The following is a 17815-nucleotide window of genomic DNA, read 5'->3' on the forward strand; positions in this document are numbered from 1 at the left end:
CCGTACTCACCTAAGGAAAGTTTCTAAAATGATTTTTCTTCATTTTATCTGTTGCTGAGCTTGCCATAATTTTCCATAGAGGAGATAGTCGACTTCTCGAAGCTCTTTCAGGTTCTGACAACCGAGCGCACAAAGGAGTAATTTAAGGTCTTCTTTCCATCCTTGGACAATATCAATCACTTCTTCGATGCTCTTGGTCTCTACCATCTCAAGAAAAATGCGGGAAAGTCCTACGCCACGCGCTCCAAGGACCAAGGCCTTGACCATATCAAGGGGATGACGGATGCCACCACTCGCGAGGATCTCAACCTGATCTATCTGATCTTGTAACTGTAAGAGACACTGCGCAGTTGATTGTCCCCAATCATCCAGATAAGCGCGATTGCCACCACGACGATTCTCAATATAGGCAAAACTAGTGCCACCACGGCCAGAAATGTCAACGGTTTTGATCCCAGCCTCTAGTGCCAGCTGGACTGTTTTGGGATCCATACCAAAGCCCACTTCTTTCAGGACTACAGGCACAGGAAAGCCCTGCCCATAGCTCTTGAGATTGTCTTTCCAAGTGTGGAAAATCCGCTCCCCTTCTGGCATGAGCAACTCTTGCATCAGATTCACATGAACTTGAAGAAAGAGAGGTTGAAGCTCTTCCACTGTTCTTAAGCCCAAGTCTGGCTCTTTATCGAGGCCAATATTGGTCGCTAACAGAAGATGAGGGTGATCTGTTTTGACAGCGTATGATTGATCGTTCGGATCCTTCAGCCCTGCACTGTAAGAACCAGTCACAAAGAGAATCCCACAGGCTTGGGCTACTGCTGCCAACTTTTGATTGATCTCTTTGGCCCGTTCACTCCCGCCTGTCATGGCATTGATATAAAAAGGGACCTCCCAATCACGGCCTGCGAAATGGGTCGTTAGATCAATCTCCGCTAGATCCACAAGTGGGAGGGAACGGTGAATTAGCTCGATCTCATCAAAGCTATTATAGGAGGAGCTTTGCTCCAAGGCATAGCGAATATGCTGGTCTTTTCGATTTTCGCTCACGAATCTCCCATCCTTTCTTGGTAAATGACTTCAATATTCTTTTCCTTCCAGCGGTCTATCAAGGTCTGAGTCTCAACTGGGTCAAAACTAAGGGCGATCCCACAGTCGCCTCCTCCAGCACCACTAGATTTGGCACAGGCAGAAAGACCCTCTGTCGCTTCTTGAAGCTCTTTTAGAGCTGGGGTATAGATCAAAGGGTTCAAAGACTTTAGGTTCTTATCGGCGCGTTTGATACTGGTCTCAATGTCCTTTTGGTTCCCTTCACGGAGGCCTTTTTCAAGATTCTTCACTGCGCTCTGGCTCTCCTGAAGAAATTCTTCCTTGATCGCTCCCTTGACCTGACGGATCAAATCACTTGAAATCGCTGGTTCCTTGGTCCAACCAACCAGAAAATCATAAGAGATGGCTGGCTGGATCGAGCAGATCTGGTAGTCCCAATCCAGGTCTAAAACTTGTGAAAGAGGCTGAGAAGTCAAGACTTCATGCAACCAAGCCCGATCAAAGGATTGGTAATAAATCAAGTCCTCGTAAGCGATACAAGCCAAATCGCCCATGGAACCATTGTCCCCTCTTTGCACCAAGACCACTGCTGCTAGTCGAAAGAGCAGATCTGGATTTAAGTCTAACTCATACAGAGCAGCCATGGCCTTGATCACGAGCAAGACCACACTTCCGCTGGAACCAATCCCATACTTTTTCCCCTCTTCGCCCAGTGTTCCTCTAAGGTAAAGATCAAAGGGTTTAGGGGCTATCCCCTGATCTTTCAGCCACTCTTCCATAAGCTGAATAGTCTCTTGAATCAAGGCGTAGTCCTTATTTGGGGTCAAATCTACCTTGTAACCAAAAAGGTCTGAGGCTAGCTGGTAGGCTGTTGCTTCTTGGATGGTAGCTGATAGATAAATGGGGATAAACTGAATCACTGCCCCATAGCCAGGCGTTAGCACCGCGTATTCTCCAGCTAGATAGAGCTTGCCTCCGGTCTGTACCTGATACTTAGTCTTCATCTTGAGGATCCTTTGTTTTAGATACGATGGTCCGATAGCGGTCGTCAAATAAAGGCACCAGCTGATCCAAGTCTTCTTCTAAACAGAGAACCTTAACGTTTGGCCCTGCATCCATGGTGAAGTAACAAGCATGGCCTGCAGCGCGAAGCTCACGGACAAAGTCCATAGCTTTGTGGCTTTCTTCTATCAAGTAGCTAAAGGCTGGAGTGGCTGTTCTAGTCGTCGCATGCATAGCAAGGGCATTGCGCTCTGTCAGCTGACCGACATGTTCAAAATTATTGCCAGCTAGATAGTCCAGCATATCCTTATAATCTTGTCTAGACTCTTCGATCCATTCTTTGAAATTAGTCGAAGTCTCCATGCAGCGTTTCATCCCTTCCCGGCTGGAAACGGGCTTTTGCTTGTCATTGAGAACCAGCATGATCATAGCCAGTTTCAGGTCTGTTTTAACCTTATAAATTTCTCCACTTTCTTTGTCCCAGGCTGCTAAGGGTCCAAAGAAAGACCGTGAAGAAGAACCCGAAGCAAACTTGGCTTTTTGAGCTAATTCCTCCTGACTCAAGCCCAAATCATAATACCGATTGCAAGCCTTGACGAGAGCAGAGAGCCCACTCGAGCTAGAAGACAAGCCTGCTGCGGTTGGCATGTTGTTGCTGGTATCCACTCGAACAAATCCCGCTTCATTTGCTGGCTTCAAGCCATCAATCACAGCTCCAATTTTGGCTTGCTCAGCTGGATTTTGAAATTCCCCATCGATGTAAAATTCATGCGCAGTCGCATCTGCTGGCAAGGGAGAGAGACTGGTCTCTGTATACATATTCTCTAAGGTCAACGAAATCGAACTGGTTGAAGGGACCATCTGTTTGGCATCTTCTTTTCCCCAGTATTTGATAATCGCGATATTGGCATAGGACTTAGCCGTTACAGGTTTTCGATCCATGTATGGTGCGCTCCTTCTTTTTCTAATGCATGGGCAATGGTTGCTGCTTCACGAGAATCCTTGACGAGGGCAATCACACAGCCACCAAGACCGCCTCCGCTCATTTTAGCCCCTAAGGCCCCGTTTTCAAGGGCAACAGCGACCAAATGGTCTGCTTCAACACAGCTGACACCGACGGCTCTCAAGTGCTCATGACAAGTAGTCAGAGCCTGTCCTAGGCTCGTTAGATCATTCATTTTCAGAGCCTCTTCCACCTGCTGGGTCAACTGACCAATCTCATGGAAATGGGACAAAACTTCCTGCCCTTTGGCTTCCACCTTTTGGATCGCCTCACGGGTATTGCCGTGAATTCCCGTATCCGCAATCACCAAGCTCGCTTTTATCCCCAGTTCCAGCGGGTAAAAGCCGACATTCCGGATGAATTTAATGGCTTGATCGCTCAAACAAGTCTTGGCATCGAGCCCACTTGGATTCATATGTGCAATGGTTTCTGCTCGATTGACCAGGATTTCTAAGGTCTCATCATCCAGCTCCTCTTGATAATAGTCAAAAACTGCACGAATAGCTGCGATACTGACCGCCGCAGACGATCCCATCCCCCGTTTTTCCGGTACCATGGACTGAATGCGACAGCGAATCCGGGCCTCTTTAATCCCGAGGTGCTCAAGAGACGCAAAAACCGCCATGGACAGGGTGTCATCTTCAAACAAAATCCATGGACTGTCTGCCGGGACGATCTGGCAGATCACTTCGATATGATGGAGTGGCAAAGCAATAGCCGGATAACCATAAACCACCGCATGCTCTCCAATTAAGATAATTTTACTATGCGCCCTTCCGACGCCTATCTCTTTGTTCATATTCATCTCGCTCTATTAAGGTCATTACTATTTTAATATAAATCAGCCAAAAAAGCGATGCTTTTGAAGGAAATCCAACCTAAGACGGAGTTCAAAAATGGATCACCCAGAAGAGCTCCTTCTTATGGACAGACAAGAAAAGGCCGGGATCCGTCATCCCAGCCATCCATTTCTATTTCTCACATTCTTGTTTGATCAAGTCCATCAAAGAGTTGCGGTCCAGGATCCATTGGGCCCGTTCGTCCTTCTCATAGGTCCGGTTGGACAAAAAGATCACAGCTTCCTGCTTCTTTCGATTGTACATGATAAAGGTTCCTGTATAGCCTGTATGATCCAACCAGTCCCCCTCTAGATTCCATCCGAGAGCGCGGGTCTTGCCCTCTTCACGCGCAAAATTCTGAGACAAGTCACGCGCAAAATCCTCCTTCAGATAATGCTCTAAGAAGCACTCTAGATCAGCAACAGTTGAAAAAAGTCCAGCACTTCCCGCATGACGACCCAATACTCTCGCTTTTGGATCGTGGACACTTCCAGAAGCAAGCCCACGAACCGTTGGCACCGCCTTTTCGACCAGTCCAAACCGTGTTTCCGTCATCTTCCAAGGTGTAAAAATCAGCTCTTCAAATAAACGATCCAAGGGCTGGTGAAACCTATCTTCTAACCAAAAGCCCAGCAAAAGAAAATTGACATCGGTGTAATGAAAACTCTTGTCCTCTTTTAACTGCAAATTTTCAAGAGCTTCTTTCAATTGTCTCGCATCCAATTGATCCCGGTTGGGGATAAAAGGATCCAGCCCAGAAGTATGGGTCAAGAGTTCCCGGATGGTCGTCTTCTCATGAGCAAAACGCGGGTAAAGCTCTTTAAAGGGGCGATCGAGTGGAAGCTCCCCTTTCGCATACAAAAAGGCACAGATGGTAGCAACTCCGACGACCTTACTGACACTAGCCAAATCATAGACCAGGTCAGCCACTACTGGCTCTCCTTTTTCAGGATCCGCTAGTCCCAGATAGTGCTCACTCCACTGACCATCGCGGTAAAGCGCAAGAGAGGCACCTGGATAGATGCCTTCTTGGATTTGTTCGGTAATTTTTTCGATGATTGCCTTCACGCTCATCACTCCATTCTTATGCTTCATAAGAAATATGGACCTGATCTTGATTGGCTTCAAACCAGAGTTCGATCTGACTTGGATCCTTGGCAATCAAGAAAGTTCCCTTACGGTGCACAAAATCGACAGCTTCTCCCAAGCGTTCTTTCAAGACTTCCACATCAAAAGGATCCAATTCGATCTTGATCATGCTCAAATCCCAAGTCACCTTGTTCTCCACTTGGAGATCTTCTCCTTGAGCTTCTTGCAAATGGATAAAGCGGGCAAGATCTGGCAAGCTGCTATAGAACTTCTCAGCCTCAGCAAGATCGGCCACATTGACCTCAAGAAAGTTCACATCAAAGCTGGTCAAACCTTTGAAATCTTCTGGAAGCTCAACAAGAGGCGCTTTCTCCAAAGGTTCTAGGCTTTCAAGATTTTCTTCAGCATGCACTAAAATGGTATCTCCTTGAGGAGACACAACTTCAAAGGCGCGACCATTAGCTCCTTGGTAAAGGGCGCTTGTTTCTGGCTGGCGGGCCAACAAATAATCAATTTCTTGAGCTTGTGCCACTTTCACCACGATGCGACCCAATTTCTTTGGACCTTCGACCTTACGCGAACGCATACTCGGTGACTCTTCTAAGACAATTTTTTCTACTTTTGAGGCATCTCCTAAAGATAGGAGAGCTCCTTCTTCCACTAATACTTTCATTCCCAATGTCTCTTCATAAAAGCGTTGATTGACATTTCGGTTATTCACTTTCAAGACTGGGATCACTCTTACGATCTGATTTGCTGTCATACTTTCCTCCAAGCACTTTTTATTGTAAAAGATTTTCTGGCTTTTTACAAGAAATCTTGTGCAAAAAAGACAGATTTTTCAAAAATAAAAATCTGTCTTTCTTTACTTAATATACTGTTCGTGTATGGACCCGCCCGTTTGGAGCTTCAAATTCATATTCTAAGTAATCCTGATAGGTCCCCGGTGCAATCACTCCACGAACATCTAATACAGCCGTTCCCGCCTGTCCCACAATTGAATCTGCTAACAGACAGCAATTAGTAGACAGAACAAAGTAAGATTTAAAACGCGAAGAAGTAAATTTATATAGCTCAGCCCCTAAATCATATTTCAATTTGTAAGCGTAGGTCGGCTGACCGTCTTCCAGTAACCTCCTAGGTGGATCCCAAGGTTCTAACAACTGATCAATTTCAGCTAGACGCTTCTCTACTGCCTGATTCTCTTCTTCGGTAAGGGATAGGCTGTAGCCAAACAGCGTCTTTTGACTCTCTTTTTTACATAGTTCGATGTATGGTTCCTTATCCACTTTAAACAGTACGCCATCCCCAATCGTCCCAAATAGACGCTCTGAAAAGGGATCGTAACTTCCGTAAGAAATGACCTTCCCCTGATAACAAATATCTACATGCCCAATCGCTCCAAATAAGTTGCTGTCAGAAGTATGAACCAAAATTTCTAATTCCCTTGCCTCTTCTTCTTTTTTCACCAATCGATAAGGGCCTGTGTGTCCCGCCGAGCTCCCTTTTTGAAGAAACTGGTTAAACCGTTTTAACTCCTTAGCAGGGATAAAGGCTGCAAAGATAACCGGTAGGCTAATACGAAAGCGACGTTTTAACTCTTGGCCTTGTTGGTCTTTGTCAAATAAAATACCATCTCGAATATTAGAAATCCCCAACAAGACCAGATAAGCCCCCAAGAGGATAAATTGGAAGTGCCTATCTGAACCAGGTTCCAAGACAGTTGCTAGACCAATCCCACCGTTTAAAAGCGCATCCCATAAATAGAGCCAGCCTCCTTTTACCCGATTGGCCTTATAAAGCCAAAATGTGATCCCATAGACAATGGCACTCCCCAACTGATATGCCCCTAAACAAATCACAACTAAGTTTACGGGCAGACTACTCAGTCGATTCAACCAGATCAACGCAAGTGAAAGAAAAATAAACCAAATAGAGTGGCTATAGGAAATAGACTTGCTACGTAACAAAAAGCGAAGAAGAAAGCTTCCTAGTCCATCAACTAAAAAGTAAATGGCTAATAGATCCAAGGAAAATTTGGTGAAACCAACGCCGTTTCGAAAAATGAGAATCCCAAAAATGACGGCAAGAACCCCAAACAATAAGGTCCGTCTTCTTGCAACTTGTTCAAAAGATATTTTTTTCAATATTCCTTCTCCTTATAGACGAAAGGTCTTTAGACAAATACTATTTTATCATGTATAATATAAGAAGTAAAGAACAAAGAAACTGATAAAAGGAGCAGCCTATGAAATACAATCAATATAGCTATCTATCTGTTGACCAAAAAGACATTCTTAAGGAACTAAAAGAAATTGGGTTTGACCTTCCCACCCACCTCCCAGAAAAAGAACTGTTTGAATGGTTTGTCCGCAAGGTTTACTTCACCTATAAAGATACAGATTATCCCCTCTCTAACCTAGTGGTGGATTCTAAAACAGACTTTTTAACTTATATCCAATCTGACCGCGAATGGTCTTCGAACATTTTTTACACAGTAGCTCTCCAGTTGCTCGGTTTCCACTATTTTATTGATTTTGAAGATACGACCAGTTTTTTGAAAGAAGTCCAATTTCCGATTGAGTATGGAAACTTGGTTGAAAACCTCTATCACCTCCTCAATACTCGAACAGTCAAAGGGAATTTACTAATTGATCAGTTGGTTAGCGATGGTTTGATTCCTGAGACCAACCAGTATCACTATTTTAATGGTAAGAGCCTCGCGACCTTTACAAGCCAGGATGCCATCCGCGAGGTCGTTTATGTCGAAAGCCGGGTCGATACCGATAAGGATGGTCTGCCAGACTTGGTCAAGGTCAGCATCATCCGTCCTCGCTATGAAGGAAAGATTCCAGCTGTCATGACCGCTAGCCCTTACCACCAAGGGACTAACGACAAGGCCAGCGACAAGGCCCTCTACAATATGAATGTCGACCTCGAGGTTAAAGAACCTCATACCGTTCAACTAGAAGAACCTCAATTAGAATTGGTGGAACCTGTCGGTTCAGCCCAACTAGTCGACGAGGCTGAAGAGCTCCTAACCCATATAAACTCTAGCTATACCCTCAATGACTACCTGCTGCCACGCGGCTACGCCAATCTTTACGTATCTGGAGTGGGGACAAAAGATTCGCAAGGGCTAATGACCAATGGAAATTACCAACAAATCGAAGCCTATAAGAATGTCATCGATTGGCTCAATGGCCGTTGCCGTGCCTTCACAGATCACACACGCAAACGCCAAGTCAAGGCTGATTGGTCTAATGGAAAGGTCGCAACCACAGGGATCTCTTACCTTGGAACCATGTCTAACGGCCTTGCGACCACAGGTGTGGACGGCCTAGAAGTCATCATTGCGGAGGCTGGAATCTCTTCTTGGTACAACTACTACCGCGAAAACGGCCTCGTCACAAGTCCTGGAGGCTATCCAGGTGAAGACTTTGATTCCCTTGCCGAATTGACTTACTCGCGCAACCTTCTGGGTGGAGACTATTTGCACCATAATGCAGCCCACCAAGCCGATCTAGACATCGTGAAAAAAGAGCTGGACCGCGCTTCTGGAGACTACAATCAATTCTGGCACGACCGCAATTATCTCTTACATGCTGATCAGGTGAAGGCTGAGGTGGTCTTCACTCATGGTTCGCAAGACTGGAACGTGAAACCTCTTCACGTCTTTAATATGTTCCAGGCTCTTCCAACAAGCATCAAGAAACACCTCTTCTATCACAATGGTGCCCATGTCTATCTCAACAACTGGCAATCCATTGACTTCCGCGAAAGCATGAACGCCCTCCTCTCTAAAAAATTGCTGGGCTACGATTCAAGCTATGAATTGCCTACTGTCATCTGGCAGGACAATACAGGAGAACAAAGTTGGATTTCCTTGGATGATTTTGGCAACCAAACAAATCAGCGGACCTTCTCCCTGGGAGACGACGAAAAAGTCATCCAAAACCGCTACGAGACAAAAGATTACGAGCGCTATGGCAAGGCTTATCCGACCTTCTTAACGGACCTCTACCAGGATAAGGCGCAACAGGTGACCATTGATCTTCCAATCGAAGAAGACCTACACCTCAATGGGAAAGCTCGCCTTCACCTGCGACTTTACTCCAGCACCAATAAAGGCCTGCTTTCAGCCCAACTCTTAGAGCTTGGAAGCAAGAAATACCTCCAACCCTATCCTGCTGTCTTGTCGGTCCGTACGCTGGATAACGGTCGCTACCATATGCTAGACAATTTGACTGAGTTGCCTTTCAAAGAAGCTGGCCAACGAGTCATTTCTAAAGGTTATCTCAACCTCCAAAATCGTCATGACCTCTTAGAGGTTGAGGCTGTGACGCCAGGCGAGTGGATGGAATTTGACTTTGATCTTCAACCAACCATCTACAAGCTCGAAAAAGGAGCGACCCTTCGCCTGGTCCTTTACACAACGGACTTTGAAATCACTGTGCGCGATCAAACCGATTACCAACTGACCATTGATTTAGCACAATCCAGCCTCCATCTTCCTGAAATGACAGAGACCCGCTAATCGTGGTCTCAAGGCTTGCCCTTACTCGGCTTCATTTGACAGCTTAGCCTACTTATGTTACTATCTAATAGAGTATTTCATAGAAAAAGATATTAGAGGAAGTTATGGCGATTGAAAAAACTGTCAGCGAAATTGCTGAAATTTTAGGAGTCAGCCGCCAGGCGGTCAATAACCGTGTCAAAGCGCTGGCTCCAGAAGATACACAAAAGAACGAAAAAGGGGTTACCGTTGTAACCCGTAGTGGCTTGATCAAGCTCGAAGAAATCTACAAAAAAACTATTTTTGAAGATGAGCCCGTCAGCGATGATGTGAAACAACGCGAATTGATGGAAATTTTGGTAGATGAAAAAAATGCTGAAATCGTCCGTCTCTACGAGCAACTCAAAGCCAAAGACGAGCAACTCGCTAAGAAAGATGAACAGTTGCGCGTGAAAGACGTTCAAATTGCTGAAAAAGACAAGCAATTGGACCAACAACAACAATTGACTTTACAAGCAATGAACGACCGCGATACCTTGAAACTTGAACTCGAACAAGCCAACGAAAAAGTTCAAGAGCAAGAAAGCAAAGGTTTCTGGGCACGCGTTTTCCGTCGATAATCCGGGGCTGGATCCTACCAGTCCCTTTTCTTTTCTACCACAGGAGATTTCCCATGAAAGCATTAGAAGATTATATCGCCTTTGACCTCGAATTTAACCAATACGAAGGCGCCTATCAGATCATCCAGGTGTCTGCCGTACGTTTTACGGACGGTAAAGAAGTCGACCACTACGACTCCTACGTCTACACCGATAAGCCTCTAAAAAGCTTTATTAACGGCCTCACTGGCATTACCCAGGACAAGATCCAAAATGCCCCACAACTAGAACAGGTCCTCAGCGAATTCAAGGCCTTTGTAGGAGACCGGCCCTTGATCGGATACAATGCCAAAAAGAGCGACCTACCCATCCTACTTGAAAATGGCTTGGATTTAGAAGACCAGTACGCTGTCGATGTCTTTGACGAGGCTTTCGAACGTCGTCCATCTGACCTCCACGGCATTAAAAATCTCCAACTCCACACCGTTGCAGAATTTTTGGGAGTCGCAGGAAAATCACACGATAGCTTGGAGGATGCCCGCATGACAGCCCTTGTCTACGAACAATTCCTCGAATTCGATCAAGGCCGTACCCTCCTTGAAGAGCAAGAGAACTTCTCCACCAACCCCTTCGGAGGCTTGGACCTATCCGGATTCTTTGATGAATAAAAAAAGGCTCAAAACTGAGCAGTACTCCTAGAGTTAGATGTTTTCATATCTTTCTTTGGGGGTGCTTTTTATTTCATTTCTGTAAAGATTGACTAAAGTAAATTTTCATCCGACAGACAAATAGAGCATTTTCAAAGGCTTATCTTAAAATATTAGTTATTAAAGATTTAATCATTTCTAATTTTTTGAATATTCATTGACCAGACTTATTTTTAGATGTATAATGAGCATGTAAAATATATCACAAAGAATAATATGTAATAAGATTTAATGATTATATCTGATATTTCTCAATCATAGGGTTCTATTTTCTAGGAGAGATTTATGATTAATATCTTTAAATATCTTGATAAAAAAACAAAATACCTAACCATTATTGGAGCACTGGCAAATGGGGGTCTTGCATTAGGGCAACCTTTGGTTGTCGCCAAAGCATTATCAATAGATCAAAATAACCTTACCTATTCCTCTATTTGGAAATTTGCTCTCTTTGGTTTTTCTGTCTATTTCGCTTTGTATAGTCTAATGTTATTTTGTAATCATGCAAATAATGTCTTTAGACGCGAAATTCACATGAATATCCGAACGGCACTTTTTCAGAAGTTAATGGAAGACAGGGAATATAGTGAAGATGAAAAGATTACCATGCTGACACAGGATATGGAATTTTTAGGAGATAACTTTTTTGAACGCTATATGTCTATTTCATGTTGGGGATTTGGGGCACTGATTACGGCGATCTATATCATTGCCCAAAATGTTTTATTGGGTTCTATCTTTGTTTTCTTCACGATCTTACGTCCCATTCCACAATTCTTGATGAATAATAAGCTAAAGAATTCAGGGGATGAAATGTCTCAGGGAAGAACAGCTGTTCATAACCAAATCTCTGATAGTATTCGAGGGGCTCAGACCTTGCGGATGAATCAAGCCTTGCCTGAAAATTCTCAGCGCGTCTGGAATATCAATCTTCGTTATCAACGAGCTATTCAAAGGTTTGCTTTTACCCATAATATTGTTTTCTTTTGTAATGGTTTTATGGTCTTTCTGAGCCAAGTACTCCCCTTGGTATTAGGGTTCTTCCTTGCTATGCAGGGTCATCATGTTTCAGTGGCTAGCCTGGTTGCTATGTATATTGCTGCTGGTCAACTGGTAGGACCTATCCAAAATATCATGTATGATGTGGTTGAAGTACAAGGAGCCAAAACAACGGCAGAAAAGATTTTCGGAATTTTAAATCGAGCAGATGATAGTGAAACGGACAATCATTCGATCTCTCAAGTAGAAGAACTAGAAATTTCTCATTTAAGTAAATCTTATAATGGTAGAGAGATTCTTCGCGATCTTAATCTAGCCATTCGACAAGGCGAAAAAGTCCTCATCAAAGGGCCAAGTGGCTGTGGGAAATCAACCCTCTTCCGAATGATCACAGGGGAAGAAAAGCCGGATGCCGGAACGATTACTTGTCGTACAAGGGATGGAGTTAAAACAAGTCACTTTGTTCGTCAGGTAGGCATTATCAGCCAGCATCCTTTCCTCTTTAATGATACTGTTCGCTACAATCTCAGTTTGGGACAAGAGTTTTCAGATCAAGAATTGGAGACTGTTTTGAGACAGGTCAAACTCGACCATGAACTAACTGATGGACTTGATTTTGTAATCACTAATAACGGAGAAAATATTTCAGGTGGACAACGAGTCCGGGTTGAACTAGCCCGCTTCCTTCTTCGTAAAAAGGATATTTTATTAGCAGATGAGGTAACTGCAGCTCTTGACGTAGAAAATAGCCAGATGGTTCGTGACTTGATTTTCTCACTACCGATGATGGTGTTAGAAATCGCTCACCATATTGATAATGAAAGTCGATACGATCAAGTCATTGAATTAAGAAAAGAATAAAATTACTGACACAAACCTAAAAATATATCGTTAGTATATCAAAGAAAGAAAATACTAAAACTTTCCGCAGTGAGAAAAGTGCCTGAAACAATAACGTTTCAGGCACTCGGAATTATTGAGACCTTAGGCTCAATAATTAGTCATGGAACTTCCTGGATTGCTGAAATCATCCACTGGATAATTTCACCTAACGTCCGTACTCACCTAAGGAAAGTTTTTAATATGACTTTGTCTTCAATCTGAAAGAGGCTCAAAACTGAGCCTCTTTTGAATTAATGAAAACTTCCTTAGCTTAAAATGGCAATTTCCCTGCGAAAGCACCGAGTTTTTTCTTGGTTGCCGCATCAATTTCTTCAATGGCAGCATTGATGGCTTGCACCGTCATATCAGAAAGAGTTTCTGTATCTTCTGGGTCGACCACTGCGGCGTTGAAATCGATGGAGACAACCTTCTTATCACCTGTAAGAGTTGCAACAACCAGGTCTTGAGCAGATTTCCCTACAAATTGAGTTGCGGCTAATTCCGCTTGGCTTTGCTCCATTTGCTTTTGCAATTTTTGAGCTTGCTTCATCATATTTTGCATATTCATCATAATGTTTTCTAGATTCCTTTCGTATCAAGGTTTTAGACCCTATTGCTTAATTTTCACTGCCCACTTCTGCCCATTTTTCTAAAAATCGTCAAATGCGTTAGCGACCTCTTTTTGCTGTGATGGGAACAAATGTGAGTAGATATTTATTGTTGTATTGATAGAACTATGTCCTAGTCGTTTCATCAGTGTGAAAAAGATATAATCCTTTCCTTCTCCTCTCCTCAATCCCTGATTTATCAAAAAGGCTACATGCGAATGCCTAAAATCATGGTTTCGGATCAATTTGAAATCTTCTGGCAATCTTTTCTTGAATGCCGCTCTAAAGTTAGAGACATTCGGAGCAGTCATAGGTTCCCCTGAAAATTGGAAAATCTGCAAATCATCTGTTGAATCAGTGAGCTTAGACAGCCTCTGACTTTGTACTGACTTCCAGGTTTTCAACTCATCCACAAAAGCTTTATGGATGTAGATTTCTCTATTTGATTGAGTTGTCTTTACAGATCCAATATGTGTTTTTCCATTGCGATAATAGGCTGACTTACGGATTTTAATATATCCCTCGTCAAGAAAAACATCTCTCCAAGTTAAGGCAAGTGCCTCCCCCATACGAATTCCCGTAAACATGAGTACACGATACAGAAGTTTAAAAGGATACTCACTTTCTTCAAAATAAGATTCAAACTCCTTGAATTGTTCAGGAGTATAATAAGACATTTCTTTATGCTTTTCTGGAAGTTTCCGAATAGCATCACATGGATTATCTTGTCTAAATCCTTTCGAAATAGCAATATCAAATAACTTATGAACAAAAATCATTTGTTGGTTAATATGCGTTGCTGTAAGTGTGCCACCTTTTACACTAGGCTGTTCAATTAACCAATCTCGATATTTTTTTACATCTTGAATGGTAACTGAAGACATATCAGCATTTTCAAAGAATCGCGATACATATTGGGTATAGTATGAGTTCTGAGTATCTATTGTACCTCTTTTATTTCCACGAAGCTCATCTTCTTCTTTTAACATTACATAAAGAGAGGAAATGGTGAGTTTTTTTGTATTCTGTATCTGATTTAACTTATGGATACGGTAATATGCCTCATATTCCTCTGCTTCTTTTTTCGTTAAAAAATTAGATTTGCGGTGTCGTATGCGTTTGCCAGTTAAGGAACTTTTACCATCACTAATATCAACTAGCCACAGTCCATCGTCCTGTTTAATTACCGCCATGCTATTTTTCTCCTTCAGTCATGACAGCGCTTTGAAGGTTCCCCTCAATTATATCATTTTTTAATTGTATTTGAAAACCAAGAATGGATTCAACTGTAATAATTGGTACACGTCCAATACGTTTATTCTTATACCATTCAAATCCTTCTTGTACAAGCTGGCTCTTTGCTTTTCGTATTAATTTACTAGCTTGAGTTTCGGAATATCCAATCAATTCCATTAAATCATTTTTATCTACAACTTGAATCATCTATATCTTTTCCTTTCTAATGTCCTATGACATAGGTAAATTGTTTTGCAGTTTCCGCATCAAATGTACGATAACTAATGATCCCTAATCCTTTAACATTACATTCTGAGACGAGAATTGAGCCGTCTGATTTAACTTGTTCCACAAATGAAACATGTCCGTATATTGGATCAGCTCCAGCTTGTCCAGGGCTAAATGATAGAGCAGAGTGTTCTGTTGGTGTATGGGTTGTTGTGAAACCTGGCTTATTCATCCATTGTCCACCATTTCCCATAAATGGATCAAAGTTGACTCCGACTTGTTTTCCGCGGTTGAAGACATACCAAGTACATTGTCCCCAAGGATAGGTACTAGTGATATACCCTGTAGTATCAATAGCTGTTGTCAGACTATAACCTACCGGTATATCATTTGAAGTGACTCCTCCACCATCTCTAGTTTTTCCTGTAGTTTGTTCAGGAGCTTTTGGTGTTCCTCCATGTTCATCAATGAAGGCATCCAGTTTTTGCATGGTTTCGGCACGTCTTTTTCCTGATCCTGTAGTATCTGTAAAATAGACTCCGCCATCGGTTGCTGGATTGAGTGTTCCATTCGCAAACTTTTTAGCTTTATCATCTTGTATTTTAAAGGTTTGGTTTTTATTCCCAATGATGGTTTGCTGGGTTAGTCCGACAACAGCAACTTCATCATTAAAGTTATTGGCATATTCTGGATTGGAGTCATAGGCACCAAACCCAAACATATTAGCTCCAGGATTGGTAGCTACTCCAGCAGTTCCAAGAGAACTTTCATTCAGTGCAATCGCAACAATTCCACGGACATCAAGATTTGATTTAGCTTCCCATTCGAGGAGCTTTTTACCATTAATTCGGTTCTTATCATAGGAGATTCCTAACGTATCTAAAAAGCCGTCTAATTGCTCTGCCGTGATACCGAAGCGATGAACAAGTAAGTTGTGAGTATAGGGATCTCCATCTGACCAGTGGTCCGCATAAATCACACCATTTTGGGATTGGGGTGAGCCGTTTGTTCCCCCACCTCCGACAGCCCCCATGAGAATAATGATAATGAGGACTGGAAGAAAGAGAGGAATGAGACCAGCTAATAGAAACCATTTTAGTTTTTTCATCGAATCTCCTTTCTAGTTAATGTCTTATATAAGCAGTGAACAAAACAGTCCCAAAACGCCATTTAGCATCTAAAACGACTGAATAGGACTTAACCTGTAAGATAATTTGGTCTTGCTCTTGTTCTGTGACTGGAAATAAAAGAAGGAAATCGACTGAGCGTTTTCCTTCTTGGTAGGCTTGATAAAGAGTTTCTTCAAGAACTCTTGGAAAAGCAGTTCTTGAGCGTATTTTGGTATTCATATCATTCTCCTCTGAGTTGTTTTAAGCGTTCTGTTAATCGGTCTCTTCGTTCAATATTGGATCTCAATTTATCGTCTCGTGTCATAGTCTTTCTATAAGCACGAGTGAAAGCATTCGATCCTTGAGCTTTGTACATAGCTTGAGGGTCTTTATATCCCTCTAATTTGCGTTCAATACTATTAATGCGGAATTGTTTAAAAGGAGAAATCCATTCTTCTTTAAGAGTTTGGAATTCCTCGTTTGAACTTGGTGTTGGCTCCACTGTGATTGGAGATTTTATTGAAGGATTTGGTATTTTTTCCTCAACTGGTTTAACCCCTTCTAGCGATGCCTTTGTTTTCGGAATGCTTGGTTCTGGAGCATCTGGAGTTACTGGAGTCTCAAGTGTTTCTGTCGGGAGTACTTCATCAGGTTGGTGCTCTGATTCCTTATTGGTAAAGAAAGAACCAACATTTTGGAAGTGACTCTTGGCATTCATCATCATCCCAGCTCCAAAACCAGCACCTGCTAAGGCAAAGTTTCCAAGGTGTTGAGCAGATGAAAGGCTTCTCGACGGTACTTGTGAAGCTACCTCTCTAGTTTTTGTGAACCCTTTTTCAACTTTGTTTCCAATATCACTCGCAACCATTCGTGCTTTAGATCCAAGAATGAATTGGATCAACTCAGCTTTGTATTTCCATAGAAGGAAGTATACAAGTCCTTTTGAGACAACTGAAATGAGTAGTTTAAAGACAAGGCCAAAGATGATCAGGGATGGAAGAGTTTTAAGAATGCCATCAAAGCCGGTAATGACGATATTTTCAATCATTTTCTCAATGTAGAAGACTAATAGAGTCAATAGACTCGTGATAGCTGGGAAAAGCAATCCACCAAACATGACTTTTAAAACTCCAAAAATCAAATCTTGCATTCTTGGTACAAAGGACATCAATAGCACAATTGGAAAGAGCAGAATCATCATCAAGACAAGTGTTTGAGCAATGACGTTTAACATCTGAATCAAAATAACCGGTATCGCTAATACAAAAGCTTCACAGATTTTGAAGATAACATAAAACATACGAGTGAAAATGAAATCTGGCATAGCTGAAACCCATCGGTTCTTTTCACCATCATCATTGGCTCCATTTCCTAGTTCATCCAGATATTTATTGCGATCTTTCGATTTAACTGCTTTAAAGTTTCCATTCTTATCGCCCGTTCCTAATACCTTACTATCGTCAAAAGTCTCTTGTTTCCCATCTTGACTATTCTTATATTTCCCATTTTCTTGACCTGTATTGACAAAGACATAAGCTTTATAAGAGGTTTCTGCAATATAGCTATCTGCCATGGAATCGCCAATTTTTATGGATTTATTATTTCCATACTCCACCTTGATATTCGTGATATTTTTAGTGACATCTTGAGAGACATGGTTGATAGTATCAAGTAGATACAGACCACCTGATGTTCCAGCAATTGTTCCAAAATAACCAAAGCCAAGGATGAGAACTAGAAAGACATGAAGGAGAGTTCTTGAAAAAGCTCCTTTCGAAAAGAAAAACTGATAAAAGAGATAGAACGCTAGGATCAGAAGCAACATTGAGACGAGTGATTGTTTTGCGACTCCGCCAGAACTTGAACCGATGAATCCTTTCCAGATATTCATCGCTCCATTAAATACATAGTTCTTGTAGTTGGAGTAGAGATCAATCTTTTCAAGAATTCGAAT

Annotated in this window: 17 protein-coding genes; 4 read left to right on the plus strand and 13 right to left on the minus strand. The window is 42.4% G+C overall.

What is annotated here, in order from left to right:
- Positions 1-39: 39 nt before the first annotated feature.
- The 7 genes from fni to HMPREF2918_RS10145 all read right to left on the minus strand — a co-directional run bounded on the left by fni (position 40) and on the right by HMPREF2918_RS10145 (position 7124).
- Positions 40-1044, minus strand: coding sequence for a type 2 isopentenyl-diphosphate Delta-isomerase (gene fni, locus HMPREF2918_RS10115; protein ID WP_070595531.1), 1005 nt, complete (start codon positions 1042-1044; stop codon positions 40-42).
- Entirely contained in the window at positions 1041-2048 is a 1008-nt protein-coding gene (locus tag HMPREF2918_RS10120) for a phosphomevalonate kinase (protein WP_070595533.1), read from the minus strand. Before HMPREF2918_RS10120 ends, fni begins: the two co-directional genes overlap by 4 nt.
- Positions 2038-2988, minus strand: coding sequence for a diphosphomevalonate decarboxylase (mvaD, locus tag HMPREF2918_RS10125; RefSeq protein ID WP_070595534.1), 951 nt, complete (start codon positions 2986-2988; stop codon positions 2038-2040). The genes HMPREF2918_RS10120 and mvaD overlap by 11 nt, the downstream gene beginning before the upstream one ends.
- Positions 2970-3848, minus strand: a complete 879-nt coding sequence (mvk, locus tag HMPREF2918_RS10130; RefSeq protein WP_070595562.1) for a mevalonate kinase — start codon at positions 3846-3848, stop codon at positions 2970-2972. The genes mvaD and mvk overlap by 19 nt, the downstream gene beginning before the upstream one ends.
- Positions 3849-4020: 172 nt before the next feature.
- Positions 4021-4962: a serine hydrolase domain-containing protein gene (locus HMPREF2918_RS10135; protein ID WP_070595536.1), complete on the minus strand. Its 942-nt coding sequence runs from the start codon at positions 4960-4962 to the stop codon at positions 4021-4023.
- Between the two features lie 10 nt (positions 4963-4972).
- On the minus strand, positions 4973-5740 hold the full coding sequence (locus HMPREF2918_RS10140; RefSeq protein WP_070595538.1) for a CppA N-terminal domain-containing protein: 768 nt from the start codon (positions 5738-5740) through the stop codon (positions 4973-4975).
- Positions 5741-5846: 106 nt separating this feature from the next.
- The gene (locus HMPREF2918_RS10145) at positions 5847-7124 is read right to left on the minus strand and encodes a DUF308 domain-containing protein (protein ID WP_155124623.1); all 1278 of its coding nucleotides are present in this window, start codon (positions 7122-7124) and stop codon (positions 5847-5849) included.
- A 101-nt stretch (positions 7125-7225) separates the two neighbouring features.
- Between HMPREF2918_RS10145 and HMPREF2918_RS10150 the strand changes: the two genes are divergently transcribed.
- The 4 genes from HMPREF2918_RS10150 to HMPREF2918_RS10165 all read left to right on the plus strand — a co-directional run bounded on the left by HMPREF2918_RS10150 (position 7226) and on the right by HMPREF2918_RS10165 (position 12659).
- Positions 7226-9514, plus strand: coding sequence for a Xaa-Pro dipeptidyl-peptidase (locus HMPREF2918_RS10150; protein ID WP_070595542.1), 2289 nt, complete (start codon positions 7226-7228; stop codon positions 9512-9514).
- A gap of 104 nt (positions 9515-9618) precedes the next feature.
- Positions 9619-10113: a DUF536 domain-containing protein gene (locus HMPREF2918_RS10155; protein WP_003008835.1), complete on the plus strand. Its 495-nt coding sequence runs from the start codon at positions 9619-9621 to the stop codon at positions 10111-10113.
- 53 nt (positions 10114-10166) lie between these two features.
- Positions 10167-10760, plus strand: coding sequence for a 3'-5' exonuclease (locus tag HMPREF2918_RS10160; protein ID WP_013904187.1), 594 nt, complete (start codon positions 10167-10169; stop codon positions 10758-10760).
- Positions 10761-11084: 324 nt separating this feature from the next.
- Positions 11085-12659: an ATP-binding cassette domain-containing protein gene (locus HMPREF2918_RS10165; RefSeq protein WP_070595544.1), complete on the plus strand. Its 1575-nt coding sequence runs from the start codon at positions 11085-11087 to the stop codon at positions 12657-12659.
- 292 nt (positions 12660-12951) lie between these two features.
- Here HMPREF2918_RS10165 and HMPREF2918_RS10170 read toward each other — a convergent pair whose 3' ends face one another.
- The 6 genes from HMPREF2918_RS10170 to HMPREF2918_RS10195 all read right to left on the minus strand — a co-directional run.
- A complete protein-coding gene (locus tag HMPREF2918_RS10170) occupies positions 12952-13251 on the minus strand; it encodes a YbaB/EbfC family nucleoid-associated protein (protein ID WP_003005613.1) in 300 nt (99 codons plus the stop codon).
- Between the two features lie 78 nt (positions 13252-13329).
- Positions 13330-14481, minus strand: coding sequence for a site-specific integrase (locus HMPREF2918_RS10175; protein ID WP_070595546.1), 1152 nt, complete (start codon positions 14479-14481; stop codon positions 13330-13332).
- 1 nt (position 14482) lies between these two features.
- Positions 14483-14731 (minus strand): DUF3173 family protein, encoded by a 249-nt coding sequence (locus HMPREF2918_RS10180; RefSeq protein WP_003005186.1) that lies wholly within the window; start codon positions 14729-14731, stop codon positions 14483-14485.
- 16 nt (positions 14732-14747) lie between these two features.
- A complete protein-coding gene (locus HMPREF2918_RS10185; RefSeq protein ID WP_070595547.1) occupies positions 14748-15860 on the minus strand; it encodes a CHAP domain-containing protein in 1113 nt (370 codons plus the stop codon).
- A gap of 16 nt (positions 15861-15876) precedes the next feature.
- Entirely contained in the window at positions 15877-16101 is a 225-nt protein-coding gene (locus HMPREF2918_RS10190) for a hypothetical protein (RefSeq protein WP_070595550.1), read from the minus strand.
- Between the two features lies 1 nt (position 16102).
- Positions 16103-17815 (minus strand): MFS transporter (locus tag HMPREF2918_RS10195; RefSeq protein ID WP_256263211.1); only part of this gene is annotated, 1713 nt, incomplete at its 5' end.

This window comes from Streptococcus sp. HMSC065C01 (assembly GCF_001813525.1).
Classification (GTDB): domain Bacteria; phylum Bacillota; class Bacilli; order Lactobacillales; family Streptococcaceae; genus Streptococcus; species Streptococcus parasanguinis_V.

Coding starts and splice junctions, on each gene's coding strand:
- HMPREF2918_RS10120 (WP_070595533.1), bottom strand. CDS start 2,048: ATGAAGACTAAGTATCAGGTACAGACCGGAGGCAAGCTCTATCTAGCT.
- mvaD (WP_070595534.1), bottom strand. CDS start 2,988: ATGGATCGAAAACCTGTAACGGCTAAGTCCTATGCCAATATCGCGATT.
- mvk (WP_070595562.1), bottom strand. CDS start 3,848: ATGAACAAAGAGATAGGCGTCGGAAGGGCGCATAGTAAAATTATCTTA.
- HMPREF2918_RS10135 (WP_070595536.1), bottom strand. CDS start 4,962: ATGAGCGTGAAGGCAATCATCGAAAAAATTACCGAACAAATCCAAGAA.
- HMPREF2918_RS10140 (WP_070595538.1), bottom strand. CDS start 5,740: ATGACAGCAAATCAGATCGTAAGAGTGATCCCAGTCTTGAAAGTGAAT.
- HMPREF2918_RS10150 (WP_070595542.1), top strand. CDS start 7,226: ATGAAATACAATCAATATAGCTATCTATCTGTTGACCAAAAAGACATT.
- HMPREF2918_RS10155 (WP_003008835.1), top strand. CDS start 9,619: ATGGCGATTGAAAAAACTGTCAGCGAAATTGCTGAAATTTTAGGAGTC.
- HMPREF2918_RS10160 (WP_013904187.1), top strand. CDS start 10,167: ATGAAAGCATTAGAAGATTATATCGCCTTTGACCTCGAATTTAACCAA.
- HMPREF2918_RS10165 (WP_070595544.1), top strand. CDS start 11,085: ATGATTAATATCTTTAAATATCTTGATAAAAAAACAAAATACCTAACC.
- HMPREF2918_RS10170 (WP_003005613.1), bottom strand. CDS start 13,251: ATGATGAATATGCAAAATATGATGAAGCAAGCTCAAAAATTGCAAAAG.
- HMPREF2918_RS10175 (WP_070595546.1), bottom strand. CDS start 14,481: ATGGCGGTAATTAAACAGGACGATGGACTGTGGCTAGTTGATATTAGT.
- HMPREF2918_RS10180 (WP_003005186.1), bottom strand. CDS start 14,731: ATGATTCAAGTTGTAGATAAAAATGATTTAATGGAATTGATTGGATAT.
- HMPREF2918_RS10185 (WP_070595547.1), bottom strand. CDS start 15,860: ATGAAAAAACTAAAATGGTTTCTATTAGCTGGTCTCATTCCTCTCTTT.
- HMPREF2918_RS10190 (WP_070595550.1), bottom strand. CDS start 16,101: ATGAATACCAAAATACGCTCAAGAACTGCTTTTCCAAGAGTTCTTGAA.